General features: G+C 67.6%; 22 protein-coding genes. 9 read left to right on the plus strand and 13 right to left on the minus strand.

The features are described from left to right. Nucleotides 1-11 precede the first annotated feature (11 nt). Nucleotides 12-956 (minus strand): 4-hydroxy-3-methylbut-2-enyl diphosphate reductase, encoded by a 945-nt coding sequence (gene ispH / locus CY652_RS00185; protein WP_102128669.1) that lies wholly within the window; start codon nucleotides 954-956, stop codon nucleotides 12-14. Between the two features lie 339 nt (nucleotides 957-1295). On the opposite strand from ispH, the gene hpnC reads away from it, so the two are divergent. Next, complete coding sequence (gene hpnC, locus CY652_RS00190; protein WP_102128670.1) at nucleotides 1296-2162, plus strand: squalene synthase HpnC; 867 nt, start codon at nucleotides 1296-1298, stop codon at nucleotides 2160-2162. After that, the gene (locus tag CY652_RS00195) at nucleotides 2159-3337 is read left to right on the plus strand and encodes a glycosyltransferase (RefSeq protein WP_102128671.1); all 1179 of its coding nucleotides are present in this window, start codon (nucleotides 2159-2161) and stop codon (nucleotides 3335-3337) included. The genes hpnC and CY652_RS00195 overlap by 4 nt, the downstream gene beginning before the upstream one ends. A gap of 192 nt (nucleotides 3338-3529) precedes the next feature. Here the strand turns inward: CY652_RS00195 and CY652_RS00200 are convergent, their stop codons facing one another. Both CY652_RS00200 and hpnA read right to left on the minus strand, forming a co-directional pair. Continuing rightward, nucleotides 3530-4018, minus strand: a complete 489-nt coding sequence (locus CY652_RS00200) for a hypothetical protein (RefSeq protein ID WP_102128672.1) — start codon at nucleotides 4016-4018, stop codon at nucleotides 3530-3532. Nucleotides 4019-4125: 107 nt separating this feature from the next. Beyond that, nucleotides 4126-5139, minus strand: coding sequence for a hopanoid-associated sugar epimerase (hpnA, locus tag CY652_RS00205; RefSeq protein ID WP_102128673.1), 1014 nt, complete (start codon nucleotides 5137-5139; stop codon nucleotides 4126-4128). A 163-nt stretch (nucleotides 5140-5302) separates the two neighbouring features. Here hpnA and CY652_RS00210 point away from each other — a divergent pair, with 163 nt between their 5' ends. Continuing rightward, nucleotides 5303-5593: an acylphosphatase gene (locus tag CY652_RS00210; protein ID WP_102128674.1), complete on the plus strand. Its 291-nt coding sequence runs from the start codon at nucleotides 5303-5305 to the stop codon at nucleotides 5591-5593. Between the two features lie 42 nt (nucleotides 5594-5635). Here the strand turns inward: CY652_RS00210 and egtD are convergent, their stop codons facing one another. Then, nucleotides 5636-6607: an L-histidine N(alpha)-methyltransferase gene (gene egtD / locus CY652_RS00215; protein ID WP_102128675.1), complete on the minus strand. Its 972-nt coding sequence runs from the start codon at nucleotides 6605-6607 to the stop codon at nucleotides 5636-5638. 396 nt (nucleotides 6608-7003) lie between these two features. On the opposite strand from egtD, the gene rarD reads away from it, so the two are divergent. Then, entirely contained in the window at nucleotides 7004-7897 is an 894-nt protein-coding gene (rarD, locus tag CY652_RS00220; RefSeq protein ID WP_102128676.1) for an EamA family transporter RarD, read from the plus strand. 21 nt (nucleotides 7898-7918) lie between these two features. Here rarD and CY652_RS00225 read toward each other — a convergent pair whose 3' ends face one another. Both CY652_RS00225 and CY652_RS00230 read right to left on the minus strand, forming a co-directional pair. Next, nucleotides 7919-8287 (minus strand): DUF3564 family protein, encoded by a 369-nt coding sequence (locus CY652_RS00225; protein WP_102128677.1) that lies wholly within the window; start codon nucleotides 8285-8287, stop codon nucleotides 7919-7921. Nucleotides 8288-8430: 143 nt separating this feature from the next. Further along, complete coding sequence (locus tag CY652_RS00230; RefSeq protein WP_102128678.1) at nucleotides 8431-9411, minus strand: aldo/keto reductase; 981 nt, start codon at nucleotides 9409-9411, stop codon at nucleotides 8431-8433. Nucleotides 9412-9795: 384 nt separating this feature from the next. On the opposite strand from CY652_RS00230, the gene CY652_RS00235 reads away from it, so the two are divergent. After that, complete coding sequence (locus tag CY652_RS00235) at nucleotides 9796-10464, plus strand: hypothetical protein (RefSeq protein ID WP_102128679.1); 669 nt, start codon at nucleotides 9796-9798, stop codon at nucleotides 10462-10464. A 153-nt stretch (nucleotides 10465-10617) separates the two neighbouring features. Continuing rightward, on the plus strand, nucleotides 10618-10824 hold the full coding sequence (locus tag CY652_RS00240; protein ID WP_258002123.1) for a glycine zipper 2TM domain-containing protein: 207 nt from the start codon (nucleotides 10618-10620) through the stop codon (nucleotides 10822-10824). A gap of 18 nt (nucleotides 10825-10842) precedes the next feature. On the opposite strand, the gene CY652_RS00245 is transcribed toward CY652_RS00240, so the two are convergent. After that, the gene (locus CY652_RS00245; protein WP_102128680.1) at nucleotides 10843-11991 is read right to left on the minus strand and encodes a DUF2242 domain-containing protein; all 1149 of its coding nucleotides are present in this window, start codon (nucleotides 11989-11991) and stop codon (nucleotides 10843-10845) included. A 298-nt stretch (nucleotides 11992-12289) separates the two neighbouring features. Here CY652_RS00245 and CY652_RS00250 point away from each other — a divergent pair, with 298 nt between their 5' ends. After that, nucleotides 12290-14119 carry an IlvD/Edd family dehydratase gene (locus tag CY652_RS00250; protein ID WP_180970348.1) on the plus strand — a complete coding sequence of 610 codons (1830 nt, stop codon included), beginning with the start codon at nucleotides 12290-12292 and terminating at the stop codon, nucleotides 14117-14119. A 37-nt stretch (nucleotides 14120-14156) separates the two neighbouring features. On the opposite strand, the gene CY652_RS25015 is transcribed toward CY652_RS00250, so the two are convergent. The 6 genes from CY652_RS25015 to CY652_RS00275 all read right to left on the minus strand — a co-directional run bounded on the left by CY652_RS25015 (nucleotide 14157) and on the right by CY652_RS00275 (nucleotide 17537). Continuing rightward, nucleotides 14157-14600 carry a rubredoxin gene (locus CY652_RS25015; RefSeq protein ID WP_102128681.1) on the minus strand — a complete coding sequence of 148 codons (444 nt, stop codon included), beginning with the start codon at nucleotides 14598-14600 and terminating at the stop codon, nucleotides 14157-14159. A gap of 10 nt (nucleotides 14601-14610) precedes the next feature. Further along, nucleotides 14611-14742 carry a hypothetical protein gene (locus CY652_RS24695; protein ID WP_258002124.1) on the minus strand — a complete coding sequence of 44 codons (132 nt, stop codon included), beginning with the start codon at nucleotides 14740-14742 and terminating at the stop codon, nucleotides 14611-14613. 226 nt (nucleotides 14743-14968) lie between these two features. After that, nucleotides 14969-15526, minus strand: coding sequence for an FUSC family protein (locus CY652_RS00260; RefSeq protein ID WP_102128682.1), 558 nt, complete (start codon nucleotides 15524-15526; stop codon nucleotides 14969-14971). A 39-nt stretch (nucleotides 15527-15565) separates the two neighbouring features. Continuing rightward, nucleotides 15566-15988, minus strand: coding sequence for a transcriptional regulator (locus CY652_RS00265; protein ID WP_102128683.1), 423 nt, complete (start codon nucleotides 15986-15988; stop codon nucleotides 15566-15568). A 293-nt stretch (nucleotides 15989-16281) separates the two neighbouring features. Beyond that, entirely contained in the window at nucleotides 16282-16695 is a 414-nt protein-coding gene (locus CY652_RS00270; protein WP_102128684.1) for a DoxX family protein, read from the minus strand. 116 nt (nucleotides 16696-16811) lie between these two features. Further along, the gene (locus CY652_RS00275) at nucleotides 16812-17537 is read right to left on the minus strand and encodes a pirin family protein (RefSeq protein ID WP_102128685.1); all 726 of its coding nucleotides are present in this window, start codon (nucleotides 17535-17537) and stop codon (nucleotides 16812-16814) included. Nucleotides 17538-17643: 106 nt separating this feature from the next. Between CY652_RS00275 and CY652_RS00280 the strand changes: the two genes are divergently transcribed. After that, on the plus strand, nucleotides 17644-18564 hold the full coding sequence (locus CY652_RS00280) for a LysR family transcriptional regulator (RefSeq protein ID WP_102128686.1): 921 nt from the start codon (nucleotides 17644-17646) through the stop codon (nucleotides 18562-18564). Nucleotides 18565-18816: 252 nt separating this feature from the next. Then, entirely contained in the window at nucleotides 18817-19380 is a 564-nt protein-coding gene (gene ahpC / locus CY652_RS00285) for an alkyl hydroperoxide reductase subunit C (protein WP_102128687.1), read from the plus strand. Nucleotides 19381-19409 lie beyond the last annotated feature (29 nt).

A 19409-nucleotide genomic window follows, 5' to 3' on the forward strand; every position in this document is an offset into this window, starting at 1 on the left:
AGGCGTCCTCCTTAGACTTCACGTGCAACAAGCGGCTCCATCAGTTTCGATGGCAGCTTGAATTCGACTTTTTCTTCACGGCCCGCCATGGTCGAAACCTCGACGGGGCCCAATGCGCGCAGCGCATCGATGACGTTCTCCACCATTTCCTCGGGTGCCGACGCGCCGGCCGTGATGCCGACCGCCTGCACGTTCGCGAACCACTCCGCCTTCACTTCGGAGCCGTCGGCGACGAGGTAGCTCGGCACGCCCGTTTCGCTGCCGATTTCACGCAGCCGGTTCGAGTTCGAACTGTTCGTCGCGCCGACCACGAGCAGCACGTCGACCTGGGTCGAGAGCTCGCGCACGGCCGCCTGACGGTTCTGCGTCGCATAGCAGATGTCGCGCGTGTCCGGGCCGACGATGTCGGTGAACCGCGCGAGCAGCGCGTCGATGATGCCACGCGTATCGTCGACCGACAGCGTGGTCTGCGTCACGTAGGCGAGCGGCGCGTCGAGCGGCAGGTCGAGCGTCGCCACCTCGGCTTCGCTCTGCACGAGCAGCACTCTGCCCGGGATCTGGCCGATCGTGCCCTCCACCTCCGGGTGGCCGGCGTGGCCGATCAGGATCAGCGTGCGGCCGGCCGAGACGTACTGGCGGCCCTGCACGTGCACTTTCGTGACGAGCGGACAGGTGGCGTCCAGCACGTCGAGGCTGCGCTCGTTCGCGGCGCGCTCGACGCTCTTGGCCACGCCGTGCGCGCTGAAGATCGCGACGGCGCCTTCCGGCACCTCGTCGAGCTCTTCCACGAAGCGGGCACCTTTATTGCGCAGGTTTTCGACCACATGCCGATTGTGGACAATTTCATGGCGCACGTAGATCGGCGCGCCGTGCTTCTGCAATGCGCGATCGACGATCTCGATCGCGCGAACCACGCCCGCACAAAAGCCGCGGGGCTGGGCAAGGATGACTCGCATAGGGTGGCGAACTCCGACTGACGCGGGTTTCGAAGAAGTCGGTAAAAAAGACTCTATCGCCGCGACCATCATAATTAATGGGCGCACCGAACCCGATTTCAAACCGGCGCACCAAGACCAAACGCGCATTTTAACGCGATTACGGGCAGTTTGCTGCGCACTTCTCGCGCTGCGGCGTTTGCACCGCGGCGGCATTTCTTGCCAGTGTTTCCCCTATGTTGCCGTGCAGCGCGATTCGGGAACCCTTAAACTGTTCGGTCCTGCCCGGACAGCGCGTTGTGCGGCTCACGGGCCGGCCGGACGAAAGAAATCCGAAAGAAACCGATTGCGGATATCCCGATGGAAGTCGACCACTACGAAAATTTCCCGGTCGCGCGCGTGTTGATGCCCAAGGCCCTGCGCGCGGCGGTGAGCGCGATCTACCAATTCGCGCGCACGGCCGACGACGTCGCGGACGAGGGCGACTGGAGCCCCGCCGAGCGCCACGCGCGGCTCGCCGACCTGCGCGCCGGCCTCGAGGCGGTCGCCGCGGGACGGCCCGCGCCCGTGCACCCGATGCTGTTCGCGAAGCTGGCGGACGTGGCGGCGGTCCACCGGCTGCCGCTCGAACTGTTTCACGATCTCGTCGAGGCATTCGACCAGGACATCGACACGCTGCGCTACGCCGACTGGCCCGCGCTGCTCGACTATTGCCGCCGCTCGGCCAATCCGGTCGGGCGGCTCATGCTGCATCTGATCGATGCCGCAACGCCCGAGAACTGCGCCGATTCCGATGCGATCTGCACCGCATTGCAGCTCATCAGCTTCTGGCAGGACGTCGAGGCCGACTGGGAAAAGGGCCGCATTTATCTGCCGCATGCCGATCGCGAGCGTTTCAACGTGACCGAGGTCCAGATCGCGGCCGGCGTCGTGGACGATTCGTGGCGCGCGCTGATGCGGCACGAGGTGGCCCAGGCGCGCGCGATGATGGTGAGCGGCGCGCCGCTCGCGCTGCGCATTCCGGGCCGCTTCGGGCTCGAACTCTGCAGCGTCGTGCACGGCGGGCTGCGCGTGCTCGAACGCATCGAACGCGCCGGCTACGACGTGTTCCGGCACCGGCCGACGTTCAAGGCGCGCGACTGGATCGTCGTCGCGCTGCGCACGGCGGGCATGTGGCTCTCGCGCCGCGTCAGCGTGCGCGTCGCGTCGATCGAGGGCCGGGCATGACGACCGTTCTCTTTGGTCTTGCCTGTCTTTCGCTGCTGATCTGGGTCGTCCTGCTGTTCGCGCGCGGCGGCTTCTGGCGTGCCCGGCCGGCCGCGCCGCTTGCCGTGACCGAGCCCGACGGGGGCGGCTGGCCGGCCGTCGTCGCCGTGGTGCCGGCGCGCAACGAGGCCGACGCGATCGGCGAGGCGGTCGGCTCGTTGCTGCAACAGGACTACGCGGGCGCGTTCCACGTGGTCGTCGTCGACGACCACAGCACCGACGGCACCGCCGAGGCCGCACGTGCCGCCGCGCTGGCGCTTCGGTGCCCGGAGCGGCTGACGGTGATCGCGGCGAAGCCGCTGCCGGCCGGCTGGTCGGGCAAGGTCTGGGCCCAGTCGCAGGGCATCGAGGCCGTGGGCACGCTCGGCCTGCCCGCCGACTATCTGCTTCTCACCGACGCCGACATCGGCCATCCCGCCGACGCGCTCGCCCAGCTCGTCGTGCGCGCGCGGGCCGAGGGCCGCGATCTGGTGTCGCTGATGGTGCGGCTGCGTTGCGATTCGTTCTGGGAAAAGGCGCTCATCCCGGCGTTCGTGTTCTTCTTCGCGAAGCTCTATCCGTTCGCGTGGGTCAACAATCCGCGCAACCGCACGGCCGCCGCCGCGGGCGGCTGCATGCTGGTGCGCCGCGCGGCGCTCGAGGAGGCGGGCGGCATCGAGTCGATCCGCGCCGAGTTGATCGACGACTGCAGCCTCGCCGCGCGCATCAAGCATCGCGGCGAAGGCCATCATCCGATCCGGCTCGACGTGGCGGCGCACAGCGTCTCGCTGCGCCCCTACGATAGCTGGCAGGACATCTGGAACATGATCGCGCGCACGGCGTTCACGCAGCTCCACTATTCCGCGTGGCTGCTCGCCGGGACGCTGGCGGGCATGGCGATCATCTATCTGGTGCCGCCCGTGGCGGCGCTCGTCCTCGGGCCGACCGGCTGGCCCGCGTGGCTCGCCTGGGCTGCGATGTGCTGCGCCTACCTGCCGATGCTGCGCTATTACCGCCGCTCGCCGCTGTGGGCGCCGGTGTTGCCGCTCGTTGCGCTGTTCTACGTGGGGGCCACGTTCGCGTCCGCCTGGCGGTATTGGCGCGGCAAGGGCGGACAGTGGAAGGCGCGCGTGCAGGCGCCGGTGCAGGAGCGCTGAGCGTTGGCACGGGGCTGCGCGGCCCGGGATTTCGCCGGGTCTCGTAGGGGGCGCGGTTCACCGCAGTTCGCGTTAATGACAGGCTTGCGCTGACCGCCCGAAGGGCCCGGGCCGCGAGGAGCCTGACGTGGCGATCGGCCGTTCTCCCGTTCTCCCGGGTAGTCGGCCCCGCAAGGATTGGCGTGACCGACCCTAGCGCTGCGTGAGCATCATGTATAGCTGGGCGACCATGTCCGGCGAGAGCACGAACGGCACCCAGCCGTGGCCCGTGTGCCGCATCACCAGCAGCCGGTCGCCGTTCGACTGTTTCTGCACGGCCATCACCGGATTCCTCGTCGACGCGAACCGCCAGCCCGCCGGAAGGCTGGCGGGCGGCTCGGGCGTCATCGAGGCGCGCGCGTTCGACAGTTCTTCGATCAACTGACTGATTTGCTGCGGCTGGAGCGAGACGCTCTGGCCGCCGATCGTCATCGTGATTTCGTTCTGCGAGGGCCGGCCGATCTGCAGGACCGGCACTTCGTCGGTGTGGCCGGCCGGCGGCGCGGCGGGGGCCTTTTCTTTCTGCGTTTCCCGCTCGGTGTCGGGCGTGGCGGTGGTCGCGCCCGAGGCGGGCGCGGCGGCGGTCCGGATGAGCTGATCGACGCGGGTTTCCAGCGCGCCGATCTGTTCTTGAAGGTTCATGCGAGGCTTCTCGGGTAGGACCCGCGATTTTACCCGCAGCCCGCATCGCGACCGTCCGGCAAGGCGCGCCCTTACCGCGAAAGTTGTAACAAATTTGCCGGCTTCGCTCACGAAGCGCGCAGATAGCCCGCCTCGCGAAACCAGTCGAGCGCGTCGCGCAGCCCCTCGCGATAGGGCCGCGCGCGATAGCCCAGCTCGCGTTCCGCCTTCTCCGACGTGAAGTACATCTTGTTGCGCGACATCTTCAGCCCGTCGACGGTCACGAACGGCTCGCGCTTCGTGAACTGCGCGAGTGCCTCCGCGCCGAGCGCGAGCGGGTAGAGCGGCCAGCGCGGCAGGCTGATCGTCGGCGGCTTGCGGCCGGTCAGGTTCGCGATGTCGGCCAGCATCTGCTGCAGCGGCAGGTTTTCGCCGCCGAGAATGTAGCGCTCGCCGATTCTGCCGCGTTCGAGCGCGAGGAAGTGGCCGGCGGCCACGTCGTCGACGTGCACGAGATTCAGCCCCGTGTCGACGAACGCCGGCATCTTGCCGAGCGCCGCCTGGACGATGATGCGGCCCGTCGGCGTGGGCTTCACGTCGCGCGGCCCGATCGGCGTCGAGGGATTGACGATCACGGCGGGCAGCCCGTCGCGCTCGATCATCTGCTCCACCGCGCGCTCGGCCAGCACCTTGCTGCGCTTGTAGACGCCGATGGCCTGGGCGGCCGCGAGCGGCGAGGTTTCGTCGGTGCTCCGGCCGGAACTCGTGACCTTCAGCGTGGCGACGCTGCTCGTGTAGACGATGCGCTCGACGCCCTCGTCGAGCGCGGCGCGCATCGTGGCCTGCGCGCCTTCGAGATTCGCGCGCTCGATCTCGGCCGGATCGGGCGCCCAGAGCCGGTAGTCGGCGGCGACGTGAAAGAGATAGCGCACGCCGCGCAGGGCGGCGCGCATCGACGCGACGTCGCGCATGTCGCCTACGGCGACTTCTGCGTCGAGCGCGTCGAGATTGGTGCGCGGGCTCGTCGCGCGTACCAGCACGCGCACGGCAAAGCCTTTTTGCTGCGCAATGCGGGCAACGGCCGAGCCGACGAAGCCGGAGGCGCCGGTGATCAGCACGAGGTCGCGGTTCGGATCGGTCATGCGGGGTTCGGTTCCATGGTGATGAGGGGCGCGAGGCGCCGAAGGCGGCGTGGCACGGATTGTACGTGGCGCGCGCGCCGCGTGGGGCGGGCGGATGTCGCGCCGGCAGGCGCGCGCGGGGACGGCTACAATGCCGGCGTAAAACGTACCGGGAGATCGAACGATGACGGATCTGGATTCGCGCGTCGAAACGTATTACGTGCGCGTGCGGGGCATCGTGCAGGGCGTGGGCTTTCGTCATGCGACCGTGCGCCAGGCGCATGCGCTCGGCATTCGAGGCTGGGTGGCCAACCTCGAGGACGGCTCCGTGGAGGCGCTCGTGCAGGGCTCGGCCAACCAGGTGGACCGGATGCTGTCGTGGCTGCGTCACGGTCCGCCGTCCGCGCGCGTGACGGACGTGGTGAGCGAAGAACGTTTCACCGAGAAGCGCTACGAACGCTTCGAGCAGCACTGACCGCGCCGCGCGCGGCGCGGTCCATCCGCGTCCGTCCTCCGGTCACGCGGCCGCGAGCAGGCTCTCGGCGAACCCCCAATCCGTCTCGAACCATTGCCGGCGGCATTCGAAGCCCGCATCGGCCGCGATCGCGGGAATTTCGGCGGCCTCGTACTTGTGGCTGCTCTCGGTCCAGATCGTTTCTCCCGCCTCGAACGTCACGGCAAGCTCCGCCGCCCGCACGCGCACGTCGACGCGCCGCCTGGCGCGCAGATGCATCTCGACGCTGCGCGCCTCGGCGTTGAAGCGCGCGACGTGCTCGAACGCCTCGAGCGGAAAGTCGCCGCCGAGTTCGCGGTTGATGCGCGCGAGCAGGTTGCGGTTGAACGCGGCGGTGACGCCGACGGCATCGTCGTAGGCCGCGAGCAGCGTCGCGACGGGCTTCATGAGGTCGGTGCCGAGCAGGAGCATGTCGCCCGCGCGCAGCATCGCGCGGATGTCGTGCAGGAAGTGCGTGGCGGCCAGATACGCGAAATTGCCGATCGTGCTGCCGAGAAACAGCACGAGCAACTGCTCGCCCGGCGCGCGGTGCCGGCTCACTTCGGCGAGACCGGCCAGATAGTCGCGCTCGTAGCCGACGATCGAGATGCGTTCGAGGTCGGCGAGTTCGCGCCGGCAAAGCTGCAACGCGGTGCGCGAAATCTCGATCGGACTGTAGGCCGTGGGATGGCGGCGGCAGAGCGCCTCCAGGATGCGCCGGGTCTTGCGGCCGCTGCCGCTGCCGAGTTCGGCGACGCTGACGTTGTCCGGCAGGTCGGCGACGATGTCGGCCGCATGCGCGGCGAGCAGGCGCTCCTCGGCGCGCGTGACGCCGTATTCGGGCAGCACGGTGATGACTTCGAACAGCGCCGAGCCGACTTCGTCGTACAGGTATCGCGACGGCAGTTCCTTTTGCGGCGCATGGGCGAGGCCGGCGCGGACGTCGGCGGCGAAGTCGGGGGAAACGGCGTTGGGCAGGGGCGCGGGCAGAGGCATGCGGGGCTCCAGGTGGGTCGGATGGGACGAGTTCTCGCGGCCACGTTCGACGATCCGGCAGACACCGGCGGTATGCGCGAGACGCAGCCGCGGGAGAGTGGCGTTCGCTGTCACGCCCGCATCTACGTTATGGTACATGCCGTAATTGTCATAACGGAGGAATCGACCTGATAACGACGACCCCCGCCGCTGCCCTGGCCTGGCAGCATGCGGCGTGCCCGGGCATTCGCCGCGAATGCGCCCATCGCTGTCCGCACCTCCCCGGGGCGTCTAGAATGCCGGCTGCCTTGCCGTCCGCAAGGCCATACGCCCAATTGATTCGATGAGAACGATCCTTCCCGCGTGCATTTATTTTTCCGCACGCCATGGCACTTTCCCGCTGTCGCGCCCGTGTCGATGAATCCGCCTGAACTGCGGCGCGGCCTTGCCCTTTCCGCGAGCGCGTCGGCGTTGTTCGCGCTCATGTCGGCCTATACGCTGCTGCTCGCGCCGCTCGGCGGCCTCGACATTTTCGCGTGGCGCGTGATCTGGACGACGCCGGGCGCGCTATTGCTGCTCGGCTTGCGCGGCCGCTGGCCGGAGTTGCGCGCGCTCGCGGCCCGGGTGACGACGCAGCCGCGCATTGCGCTTGCGCTCGCGGCCAGCGCGACGCTGCTCGGCGCCCAGCTTTGGGTGTTCCTGTGGGCGCCGTTGCACGGCCGGATGCTCGAAGTGTCGCTCGGCTACTTTCTGTTGCCGCTCGCCATGGTGCTGGTGGGGCGCTTCTACTATCGCGAGCGCATCGACGGGCTGCAATGGCTTGCGGTGGCCTGTGCGTCGGTGGGAGTGGCGCACGAACTCTGGACGACCCACGCGTTCGCATGGCCGACCGTGCTCGTCGTGTCCGGTTATCCGCCGTATTTCGTGCTGCGCCGCAGAATCCGGCTCGATTCGCTGACGATTTTCGCCGTCGAGATGGTGCTGCTGTTGCCGGTCGCCCTCGTCGAGGCAGTGGCGGGCCATTCGTTCCCGGTGCTCGAAGGTCGCGCGCTGCTCGCGTTCGTGCTGCTGCCGGGGCTCGGCGTGCTGAGCACGCTCGCGCTGGCCGCCTATCTGAAGGCAAGCCGGCTGCTGCCGATGGCGCTGTTCGGCATCCTCGGCTATGTCGAGCCGGTGCTGCTCGTGCTCGTCTCGGTCACGCTGCTCGGCGAGCGCCTGAGCGCATCGCAACTGGCCACCTACGTGCCGATCTGGTTCGCCGTCGCGTTGACCGCATGGCACGGCGCGCGGCTCGTGAGGCTTGCGCGCTAACCGTGTTCACCGGCGGGCGGATCAGTGCTTGCTGAAGAGCGCGCTTTCCGCGTGAACCGGCATGCGGTCCACGGCCTGGAGTTTCCAGAATCCGCTCGCCAGCGTGTGCGAGGGCGTGCACGACCAGGTCGCGTCGCCGGCGGTCGAGCGGAACTGCCGCTTCGGGTCCGGGTCCACGTGCAGCCCGCGCAGCGTGCAGAGCGGCTCGTCTTCGCCCGGCGCGCACAGGGTGGTGAGACTGCCCGTATCGTGCAGCTCGCCCCACTCGGGCAGGTCGATGCCCTCGTGCGATTCGCGTGACCAGCGCTGCTGCTCGGTATCGAGCCAGAGGACGGCGTAATCGTGATGGGCGGCCTGGTCGGGGCCGTTGACCAGAATCGTGAGTCGCATGATGGTCGGCACTGAAAAAAAGAGACTGGGTAAACAGTCTAGGACGCCTGCCGACGGGTTCAAGGCGCGTCTACCCGACAGGGCGAAGTTGCAGCGGTGCACACATATTGCCGGTTCGTGTGCTCGCCGCCGCAATGTGCCCGTTACGCGTGCCCGGCCACCGTGTGCGGAATATACGGCGTCTCGAGCGCGGCGATTTCGTCGTCGGTCAGTGCGAGCGACAACGCGGCCACGGCGTCCTCGAGATGCTGCGGCTTCGAGGCGCCGACGATCGGCGCCGTCACCGGCTGCTTTTGCAGTATCCAGGCGAGCGCGACCTGCGCGCGCGACACGCCGCGCGAACGCGCGATGGTCGCCACGGCTTCGACCACGGCGCTGTCCGCGTCGGCGGTGGTTTCGTAGAGCGTCTGTCCGTAGGTGTCGGTCTGCTGGCGTTCGCTCGCCGCGTTCCATTCGCGCGTGAGGCGGCCGCGCGCGAGCGGGCTCCACGGCAGCACCGCGATGCCCTGGTCCTTGCAGAGCGGCAGCATTTCGCGCTCTTCTTCGCGATAGAGCAGATTCAGGTGGTTCTGCATGCTGACGAACGGCGTCCAGCCGTTCAGGCGCGACGTGTAGAGCGCCTTGCTGAATTGCCACGCGTACATCGACGACGCGCCGATGTAGCGGACCTTGCCGGTCTTCACGAGATCGTGCAGCGCTTCGAGCGTTTCCTCGATCGGCGTGTGATAGTCCCAGCGGTGAATCTGGTAGAGATCGACGTAATCGGTGCCGAGGCGGCGCAGGCTGTGGTCGATCTCGGTGAAGATCGCCTTGCGCGAGAGGCCCGCGCCGTTCGGGCCGGGACGCATCCTGTTGAACACCTTGGTCGCGATCACGACGTCCTCGCGCCGCGTGAAGTCGCGCAGCGCGCGACCGACGATTTCCTCCGAGGTGCCGTCCGAATAGACGTTCGCCGTGTCGAAGAAGTTGATGCCGGCGTCGAGCGCCTGGCGGATCAACGGGCGGCTGGCGTCTTCGCCGAGCGTCCAGGGATGGGTACCGCGCTCGGGCACGCCGTAAGTCATGCAGCCGATGCACAAACGCGATACCTCGAGTCCCGTCGAGCCGAGCCTGACGTAGTCCATTGCTGTTGCTCCTGTGATGAATGAAGGGACGCGCGAACGCGGGGCCGGCGGCCGGTGCGCCTTGCGCGCGGTGACGGGGCAGGAAGGGCGGGCGCTGCCTGCAAAGCGCGCGGGAGCGGGCCAGTCGCAGGCGGGCTGCCGGGCCGCTGCCGCCCAGGCTTCGTAAAGGGTATCGCAGCGGCCGTCGGCGTGCCGGCCCGTTTGCAGACGGCACGGAGCCTCGCACCGACCGGGTGCGGCAAATCCTCTCCGTTTTTGAGAGGTCTGCGGCGCCCGGACCTGTGCTAGTGTTCGATCTGGTTAAATTTAGCCTGATTTTAGCCCGACGAAGGGGCTAACACAGGGGCTGACAAATAGGCTTCCGCACTTTCCGCCCGTCCTGCCATGACCGACGACGCCACCGACTACATTGCGCCTTTTGCCCTCTGGCTCGTGGTACGCCGCCATTACTGCCGGGACGGCACGCTGTTCGTGGAGCCGGCGTGGGTCGGCGGCGGCATGCATCTCGGGCCGGCCATCTTCGTCTCGCGCATCCATGCCGAGGTGTACGCGACGCTGCGCAACGAGCACCATGCGCGCGGCGACACGAACAACTGGCACTGCACGCCGTTGCAGGCGTTCGATTTGCGCGAGCACGTGCGCGAGATGGACGGCAGGCTCAACTGCCAGATGGTGTTCGGCTTCTGCATGGACGTCGCCGGCGCCCTGATCGTCGCGAACGGCGCGCCGCTGCTGCGGTACGTCGAACTGCCGTTCGAGGTGGCGAACGACGTCGAGCGCGCGAAGTTCAATTTCAATCAGCGCGTATTCGACTTCATGCGCCTCCAGTGGGCCGACATCGGCGCGGCCGGTTTCGAGTCCACGCTCGATTGCGTCGATTCGATGGAAGGCGTGGCGCTCGGGCGTCTCGTGCGGGCCGCGCTGGCCGACGTCGCACTGACCCATGACGATCACGGCCATTCGCTGGTGGGACACTGGGCCGTCTATCTGCCCGATCTGGCCCAGTGGGTCGGCTCGTGCGTGACGGCGCACGCGTATTCGACCCTGCATTGACCGGGCCCGTTACCCGGGCAGCACATTCTTCATTCTTTTGCCGGACCTGGGTTTCGTCGGACCTGGGGCGGGGCGGCAAGCGCCGCTTGCCGGGAATAGGTCGGTATGCCGTTTGCGCGTTGCTTCCTGTCCGTAACGAACGATCAGGGAGACATGAAGATGAACAAATTCCGGCAGTGCGCCACCGGGCTCGTGCTGGCCCTCCTCGCCGCAGGAACGGTGTCCGGCACCGGGGCCTGCACGCTCGGCGGCGCGGCGGCGGGCGGCTACGTCGGCAATCGGGCGACGAACGGCAGCGCGGTCGGCACGGTGGGCGGCGCCGTGGCCGGCGGCGTAATCGGTCACGAATTGGGCAAGTAGCGGGGCGCCGCGCGAGGTTCAGGGTGCCGGGCCGGACGGCGGATTTGCCGCCGGCGTGGACGACGTGGGCGCGGCAGCCGCACTGCGGGTGCCCGTCGCCGCGCCGGCTGCTGCCGATGGCGCCGTGACGGTGGGCGCTGCCGGCGCGACAATGGGCGCCGCTGGTAAGCCGACGGTCGCGGAGACGGGCAGGATCGGCGGCTGGCCGATGCCGGCCGGCACCGCCGTCGGACCGGTCAGCACGACGGTCGGCGAAGGGGCCAGTAAAGGCGCCGGCAAGGGTGCCGGGCTGGCCGGCATCATGGCTTGCGGCATCGTCGCTCGCAGTTCCGGGTCCGCGGGGCTGGTCGCTGTCGTCGTCGCGTGGTCGCTCGCGCCCGTCGTTTCGGCCGGTTGTGTTTGTACGGCCGCGGGAACCGTTGTCGCCGTGGGTTGCGCGCCGGCCGTGCCGGCGTTCGCGGCGGCAGTCGTCGGTTCGGGCGTGGCGGAAACCGTCGCCGGCGAGGGCGGGATCGCCGTGGTCGTGGAGGCCGTTTGCGGGACGGCGGCCGCGGTCGCGGCAACCGGCGGCGTTTCATGCGCCACGGGCGGCAGCGGCGTGATGTCGATCGATCCGCCCGGCACGGCCTCGGGATGCGCGACCGTGTTCAGGTACTGGCCGACGAGTTCGAAGAACCGCGTGTAGAACGCGTCCGACTGGATCGTCTCGCTCGAAATCTTGACCATGGCGTCGTTGTTCGAGCGGATCGGCAGCGACAGCGAGCCGAATATCGAGAGCCCCACGCTGGCCGACGTGTCGCTCTTCTTCAGCGCATAGCCGTCCTGTATCGCGTTCACGTAGACGACGCTCGTGTTGCCCGCATCGCCGGGCGTGCAGACGACGTGCACCTCGACCACGTAGTGCGTGTCGTTCGTCGGCTGAAAGTTCTTGGTCGCGTCCACGGTGTCGTCATGCGGCATCGTGCTCATGTAGCCCTGGCTCAGCAGGGCGCGCCGGGCCGCATCGCAGGCGTCGGCGTTGGAGAAGCTGAAATTGCGCGCATACGGGCTCGCGCTGCTGTTGAGCAGTTGATCGTCGCGGAATTTCGGTTGCGGCGACGCGCACGCGCCGAGGACGGCGAGCAGCGGAACCAGCAGGAACGGGGCAACTCTCGGAAACAGGGACATTTTCAGAACGGACCAGCAACCTGTACGTCGGACGGGATGCATTGTAGTGCGGTTCCCTTCCCGCCTACCAAATCGGCCGGCGGCCCGCGGGTAATCGCGGGGGGCCAAATCTCCGGAGGTCGCGCCGCCGGACGCTGCCCGATCGGAGGATCCCGGGCGCCATTTGCGTTTATTCTGGACGCGAGCCCGCAGCGACGGGCCGCTGGCGAGGGCACGGCCGTCCGCGCAAGGCGCGCGCCCGGCAAGCCCGACGCCTTTCCCCAGGCTTCTTCCGCCGTCGGACATGAGAGGAGACACCATGTCGAAACCCGCTGATACCGGCATTCCCGATGCTTCGTCTGCCCCGCAGGGCAATGCGCCGCGCCGTCTGCGCAGCCGCCGCTGGTTCGACGATCCGGGCGACCCCGGCATGACCGCGCTCTATCTCGAGCGCTACATGAACTACGGCATCACGCGCGAGGAGTTGCAGTCGGGCAAGCCGATCATCGGCATCGCACAGACCGGCTCCGATCTCGCGCCCTGCAACCGCCATCACCTGCAGCTCGCGCAGCGCGTGCGCGACGGCATTCGCGACGCGGGCGGCATTCCGCTCGAATTTCCCGTGCATCCGATCCAGGAAACCGGCAAGCGCCCGACCGCCGCGCTCGACCGCAATCTCGCGTATCTGGGCCTCGTCGAGGTGCTGCACGGCTATCCGATCGACGGCGTGGTGCTGACGACGGGCTGCGACAAGACCACGCCCGCGTGCCTGATGGCCGCGGCGACCGTCAACCTGCCCGCCATCGTGCTCTCGGGCGGCCCGATGCTCGATGGCTGGTGGCAGGGCAAGCTGGCGGGCTCCGGCACGGTGATCTGGCATGCGCGCAAGCAGCTCGCGGCCGGCGAGATCGACTACGAGAGCTTCATGGAGATGGTCAGCGCCTCCGCGCCCTCGGCCGGGCACTGCAACACGATGGGCACGGCGCTCTCGATGAACGCGCTTGCCGAGGCGCTCGGCATGTCGCTGCCCGGCTGCGCGGCGATTCCCGCGCCGCATCGCGAGCGCGGCTGGATGGCTTACGAAACGGGCCGGCGCATCGTCGCGATGGTGGCCGAGAACCTGCGCCCGTCGGACATCATGACGAAAACCGCGTTCGAGAACGCCGTGGTTGCCGCCGCGGCGCTCGGCGCGTCGTCGAACTGCCCGATCCACATGATCGCGATCGCTCGCCACATGGGCGTCGATCATACGCTCGACGACTGGCAGCGGCTCGGCCCCGACGTGCCGCTCCTCGTCGATTGCCAGCCGGCGGGCCGCTTTCTCGGCGAGGCGTTTCACCGCGCGGGCGGCGTGCCGGCCGTGATGCGCGAGCTACTCGCGGCCGGAAAGATCGACGGCCGCGCGCTGACCGTCACGGGCCGCGCGCTCGCGGAGAATCTCGCGCAGGTGCGGGAGCCCGATCGCGAGGTGATCCGCCGCTACGACGCGCCGCTCAGGCAGGCGGCCGGTTACGTCGTGATGTCGGGCAATCTGTTCGAAAGCGCGGTGATGAAGATCAGCGTGATCGACCCGGCGTTCCGGCGGCGCTTCCTTTCTGATCCTGAGCATCCCGACGTATTCGAATGCCGGGCCGTGGTGTTCGAGGGGCCCGAGGATTACCACGCGCGCATCGAGGACCCGGCGCTCGGCGTGGACGCGCGTACGGTGCTCGTGATCCGCAACTGCGGGCCGGTCGGCTATCCGGGCGGGGCCGAGGTGGTCAACATGCAGCCGCCCGCCGCGCTGCTCCGGGACGGCGTCGACACGCTGCCGACGATCGGCGACGGCCGCCAGAGCGGCACGTCGGCGAGCCCGTCGATCCTGAACGTGTCGCCGGAAGCGGCCGTGGGCGGCAACCTCGCGCTTTTGCGCACCGGCGACCGCATTCGCATCGATCTTGCCGCGCGTCGCGTCGACGTGCTGATTCCCGATGCGGAAATGGCCGAACGGCGTAGCGCGTGGCAGCCGCCGGTCCTGCGGAACAAGACGCCGTGGGAGGAGATTTACCGCAGCATGGTCGGGCAGCAGGGCAGCGGCGCATGCCTCGAACCGGCGACGCTTTATCTGAACATCGTGGAGACGCGCGGCGAGTCGCGCCACAATCACTGATTTGCCGATGCGCGGATGGAGTGGGCGGGGTTAGAACCTAGAACTCGACGAGCGCGAAGTCTTCCTTGCCCACGTCGCACAACGGACAGCGCCAGTCGTCGGGGACGTCGGCCCAGCGCGTGCCGGGCGCGAGCCCCTCGTCGGGGGCGCCGGCCGCTTCGTCGTATATCCAGCCGCAGATCAGGCAAACCCACTGTTTGAATTCGTTCGAGTCTGCTGCTTCGGGGGCGGCGGTCGGCGTGGATGGCGCCGACGTCGGCGTCGGCGCAGCGGCATTTCCCGCGCCTGTGGCCGCGGCGTCGAGCGTGATGACGAGCGGGGAGGCCGTGCCGGCTTCGTGCTCGCCGAGCTGCGTCTGCAGCGCGCGCAGGAGCGCGGTCGCTTCGGCCGCGCTCAGGTCGATCCAGTACGGGTCGCCCGCCGCGTCGTTGAGGCGCTCGGGAGAGAACTGGATTTCGACGGCCACGCCCTTCTTGTACATGACGCGGAAATCAGGCGAGCAGGCGGAACAGCGCCGACGCGGCGATTCCGCTGAGGCCGAGCAGCGAGAGGATCTGGAGCAGCGTCAACGATTTGCGCGACGGGGAGGACGGGGCAGCGGGAGTCGGGTTTGAGCGGGTCATCGGATTTTCCTGCGGGTCGGGATGGCGTGCGGCGCGCCGGACACGGCGCGGGCGACGAGTTTCGCACGATTTCACCCAACCGGCTTGCGGAGGTATTGATGTAAGTCAATGCTGATATCGGCTGGGCCACGATTATCGCCGCTCCAAACGCCGCGATTAGCGCTCGCCGGGAGATGGACTATTTCTTCGTGGTTATCGAAGCCGGGGCGGCGCCGTTCGCCGGCCTTCAGTTGTGCAGCCAGCGCCGCTCCGCATACGAAAACAGCCAGCTCACCGGCAGCGCGCAGACCATGCCGATCGTCACTTCGGCGAAACGCACCAGCGCGACGCTCCAGGCGGGACCGGCGGCGGGCACGAGCAGGACGATCGTCGCGGTGATCGCGCCGAGCCGCGCAGCGCTGCCGACATTCAGGCACCAGCAGCCCGTGATGACGATGGCGATCGTCGCCACGTAGGCCTCGTAGTAACCCCCGCCCAGCACCGCGCCGGCAAAGCCGCAGACGCCGCCCGCCAGCGCGCCGATGAACTGGTCGCGCGACAGGTTCAGCGTATCCGCGTAGTTGTGCTGGGTGACGGCGATGGCCGTGATCGCGGCCCAGAAGGCCTGCCCGGTGTGGAGCAGTTCGCCGAGGCCGTAGGCGAGGCTCGCGGCACAGACGGCTCGCAGCGCCATCAGCAGCCCCTGGAGCGCGCGGCTCTTGAGCGGCAGGCGCTTGAATACGTTGAACACCGACTGCTGGAGTGTAGTCAGATGGGCTAGGAGGTTGTCCGGAGAGTCGTTCATGCCCGCCTGTTTTGGGGAGTGGAAAACGGCCGCGCCGTTTCAGCCCTTGTCCGCGTCGCCGTAGAACTGCTCGATGAGCTCCTGCACGAGGTAGCGGTGATGCGGCGTGAGCGCCTCGATCTTCGAGGCCAGCTCCAGCGTCTCGGTCGAGGGCGGGTACTTTGCATCGCGCGGCACCGGTTTCGGCGGCCCCGGCGGCATGCCCGCCGGCGGCGGGCCGTAGTGCAGCCAGTGCAGGTCCACCTTGAACCAGTCGGCGAGCGTGCGCAGTTTGTCGTCGGTGGGAACGGTGCGGCCGCTGAGCCACTTGTGGGCGGTCTGGGCGGAAACCGGATGGGCGCCGCGATGGCGCAGGTTGAAGTGCAGCGCAAGATCGGTGCCGCCGCGCAGCCGCTCCGGTGCGCGCTTCATGGCGAATCTCAGTCGCTCGGCAAAAGCAGCTTTTTCATCGGCGGTCGGCATGGGCCAGATTGTGCAATCCGGTTTCGCCGAAGAAGCCAACTCGATAGGCTATTTTTAGCTTTTTAAGGCATGAATTAGCCTATTTCGGAGTATGGGGATGCCGAGCGCGTGAGTCTGTCCTCGACGAAAATATCCGCTATCCGACAACTTCCTCTGCTATTTACCGTCCCTATACCGGTTCGGTCGAGGAATGCGCCGTTAGCTGGTTCGGGATACGCGGGAATGCCGCATGGTGCGCCCGCCCGGATTGGGTGGACGCACCATGCCTGCGCGAGCCGGTCCGGTCGCGACGATTACTGCCGGTCGATCGAGAACCGCCCCGGTCCGGTGACGGCGAGCGCCAGCAGTCCGCCCAGGATGCTGATGTTCTTGTAGAAATTGATCATGTCGCCGTACTGCGCCATGCCGGTCTCGTTCCAGAAATGATGGCCGATGACGGCGGTCCCGATGGCGTACAACCCAAGCAGCAGGGCCAGCGGACGGGTATAGAACCCGACGGCGATCAGGATGCCGACGAAGAGCTCCATCACGACCGCGACGACTGCCGACAGGGCCGGCGCCGGCGCGCCGACCGACGTCATGTAGCCCACGGTGGCATGGAAGCCCGTGAGCTTCTGCCAGCCGAACAGGATGAACAGGACGACGAGGAGGACGCGCGCGACGAGCAGGACGCCGTCGTTGCGCTGGCCGAACAGGTTGTATCTCATGTTGATTCTCCGGATAACGAATTATTGGGGTGGTTCTATCGGGGTTCGGACCGCCGCGGCCGGAGGATCGCCGCTTCCGGCGGCTGTCCTCCCTGCATGCGGCGGTTAATGATGCGTCAGGACCAGAAGTCCGACATTTCGTTGTTGCGCAGGTCGAACAACAGGACTTCCGCGTTCCGGCCGTCCGTGAAATCCAGCGCCTGCTCGGCGCGGATGCGCGCGCCGTCGCCTTCGTTCAGCACGACGCCGTTGAGCGTCACGCTGCCGCGCGCCACGTGCAGATAGGCATAGCGGTCCGGCCCGAGCGCGAAATGCGCGCGCTCGTCGCCGTCGAAGCAGCCTGCGTACACGCGGGCATCCTGGCGGATTTGCAGCGATTCCTCCGCGCCGTCGGGGGACAGCACGAGCTGCAGCCGGCCGCGCTTTTCCGCGTCCGTGACGTGGCGTTGCTGGTAGCGCGGCTGGGCGCCCTTTTGCGACGGCACGATCCAGATCTGCAGAAAGTGCACGAGCTCGCGCGCCGAATGGTTGAACTCGCTATGGGTGACGCCGGTGCCGGCGCTCATGAGTTGCACGTCGCCGGGCAGGATCGCCGAGCCCGTGCCCATCGAATCCTTGTGCTCGAGCGCGCCTTCCAGCACGTAGGAGAAGATCTCCATGTCGCGATGCGGATGCGTGCCGAAGCCGCGGCCCGGCGCGACCCGGTCGTCGTTGATGACGAGCAGGTCGGAGAAGCCCATCTGCTTCGGGTCGTGGTAGTTCGCAAACGAAAAGGTGTGGCGGGAGCTGAGCCAGCCGTGTTCGCCGCGGCCGCGTTGCGCCGCCTGTCTGATTTCGATCATTTCGACCTCCGTCGATCTGGTTGAATGATCGAAAGTTTAGGTCAATCCGGATGAGTTCAATGACGGTAAAATGTGAATCACTGTCTCATTTGGGTGGACAAATTCTATGCAGCTCGACGACATGCGAATTTTCGTGGCCGTGGTCGAGGCCGGCAATTTCACGGCGGCCGCGAACCGTCTGCGGTTATCGAAGCAGTTCGTCAGTCGCCGGGTGGCGGCGCTCGAGGCGAGCCTCGGCGTGCGGCTGCTCGTGCGCAATACGCGCAAACTGGCTGTCACGGAACTCGGTCATGCTTTCCGGGAACGGGCGAAGCGCATCCTCGCCGAGGTGGCCGATGCCGAGCAGGCCATGTCGGCGCGCCGTTCCGAACCGCGCGGGCTGCTGAAGGTGAGCGCGCCGATGTCGTTCGGCGTGGAGCATCTGTCGCCGCTCGTGGCCGAATTCCTCGGCGCGCATCCGGACGTGCGTTTCGACATGGTGCTTTCCGACCACATCGTCGACCTGGTCGGCGAAGGCTTCGACATGGCGTTGCGCATCGGACGGCTCGCCGACTCGACGCTGATCGCCCACAAGCTGGCCGACGTGCGGATGGTGGCGTGCTGCAGCCCCGGTTACCGGCGTCGGCGCCGCGCGCCCGCCGTACCCGCCGAGCTGGCGCAGCACGCCTGCCTCGTCTACGGGCAGGAGGGGCGGGCGAACTGGGAGTTCATCGTGGACGGCGCGCACGTGCCGTTCGACGTGCACGGCCCGCTGCGCGCGAACAACGGCGAGGTGATTCGCGATGCGGCCGTCGCCGGTCTCGGCATCGCGCTCCTGCCCGATTTCATCGTCGGGCCCGCGCTGGCCGCGGGCCAGTTGGTCGAAGTGCTGGCCGACCATCTGCCGCCGCCGACCGCGCTGCACGCCGTCTATCCGCAGCATCGTGAAGGTGCGGTCACGATCCGCGCCTTCACGCAGTTTCTGCGCACGCGGCTGGCGCCGAGCGGGCCGGACAAGCCGTACGGCGAGCGCGGCGCGGCGCGCTGACGTCCGCTGCGCCGCCGGCGCGCCCGAGGGGCAACCTGTCGATTGCCTGTCGGGCTCAAGCCAGGCGGAATCGGGCCGTTCGTTGTATGCTCAATGCCCCGCGGTGCGGGCTGTAGAGCGCGCCTGCACGGGCCCGAAAAGCCCGATAGGGACAGGCAATATCCGCGATACAAGCAACCAATTTTTCAAACCGGCGAGATTCCCTTAATCTTCGTCCATACCTCTTCCCAACCCAGCGTAAGGAAACAACGCATGTCTCTCATCAACACGCAAATCAAGCCCTTCAAGGCAACGGCATTCAAGGACGGCAAGTTCGTCGACGTGTCGGACGCCACGCTGAAGGGCAAGTGGTCGGTGGTGGTGTTCTATCCGGCCGATTTCACGTTCGTGTGCCCGACCGAGCTGGAAGACCTGGCGGACAACTACGCCGAGTTCCAGAAGCTGGGCGTCGAAGTGTACGGCGTGTCGACCGACACGCACTTCGCCCACAAGGCATGGCACGACACGTCGGATGCGATCGGCAAGGTGAAGTACGCGCTGATCGGCGACCCGACCGCCACGCTGGCCCGCAACTTCGAGGTGCTGATCGAGGAAGAAGGCCTCGCGCTGCGCGGCACGTTCCTGATCAACCCGGAAGGCCAGATCAAGCTCTACGAAATCCACGACAACGGCATCGGCCGCGACGCGTCGGAACTGCTGCGCAAGGTCAAGGCAGCGCAATACGTCGCTTCGCACCCGGGTGAAGTGTGCCCGGCCAAGTGGAAGGAAGGCGCCGAAACGCTCAAGCCGTCGCTCGACCTCGTCGGCAAGATCTAAGGAAGCGGTGCCGGGCGCATGCTCTTGAT

It is taken from the genome of Burkholderia sp. WAC0059, from assembly GCF_002870125.1.
Taxonomy (GTDB): domain Bacteria; phylum Pseudomonadota; class Gammaproteobacteria; order Burkholderiales; family Burkholderiaceae; genus Paraburkholderia.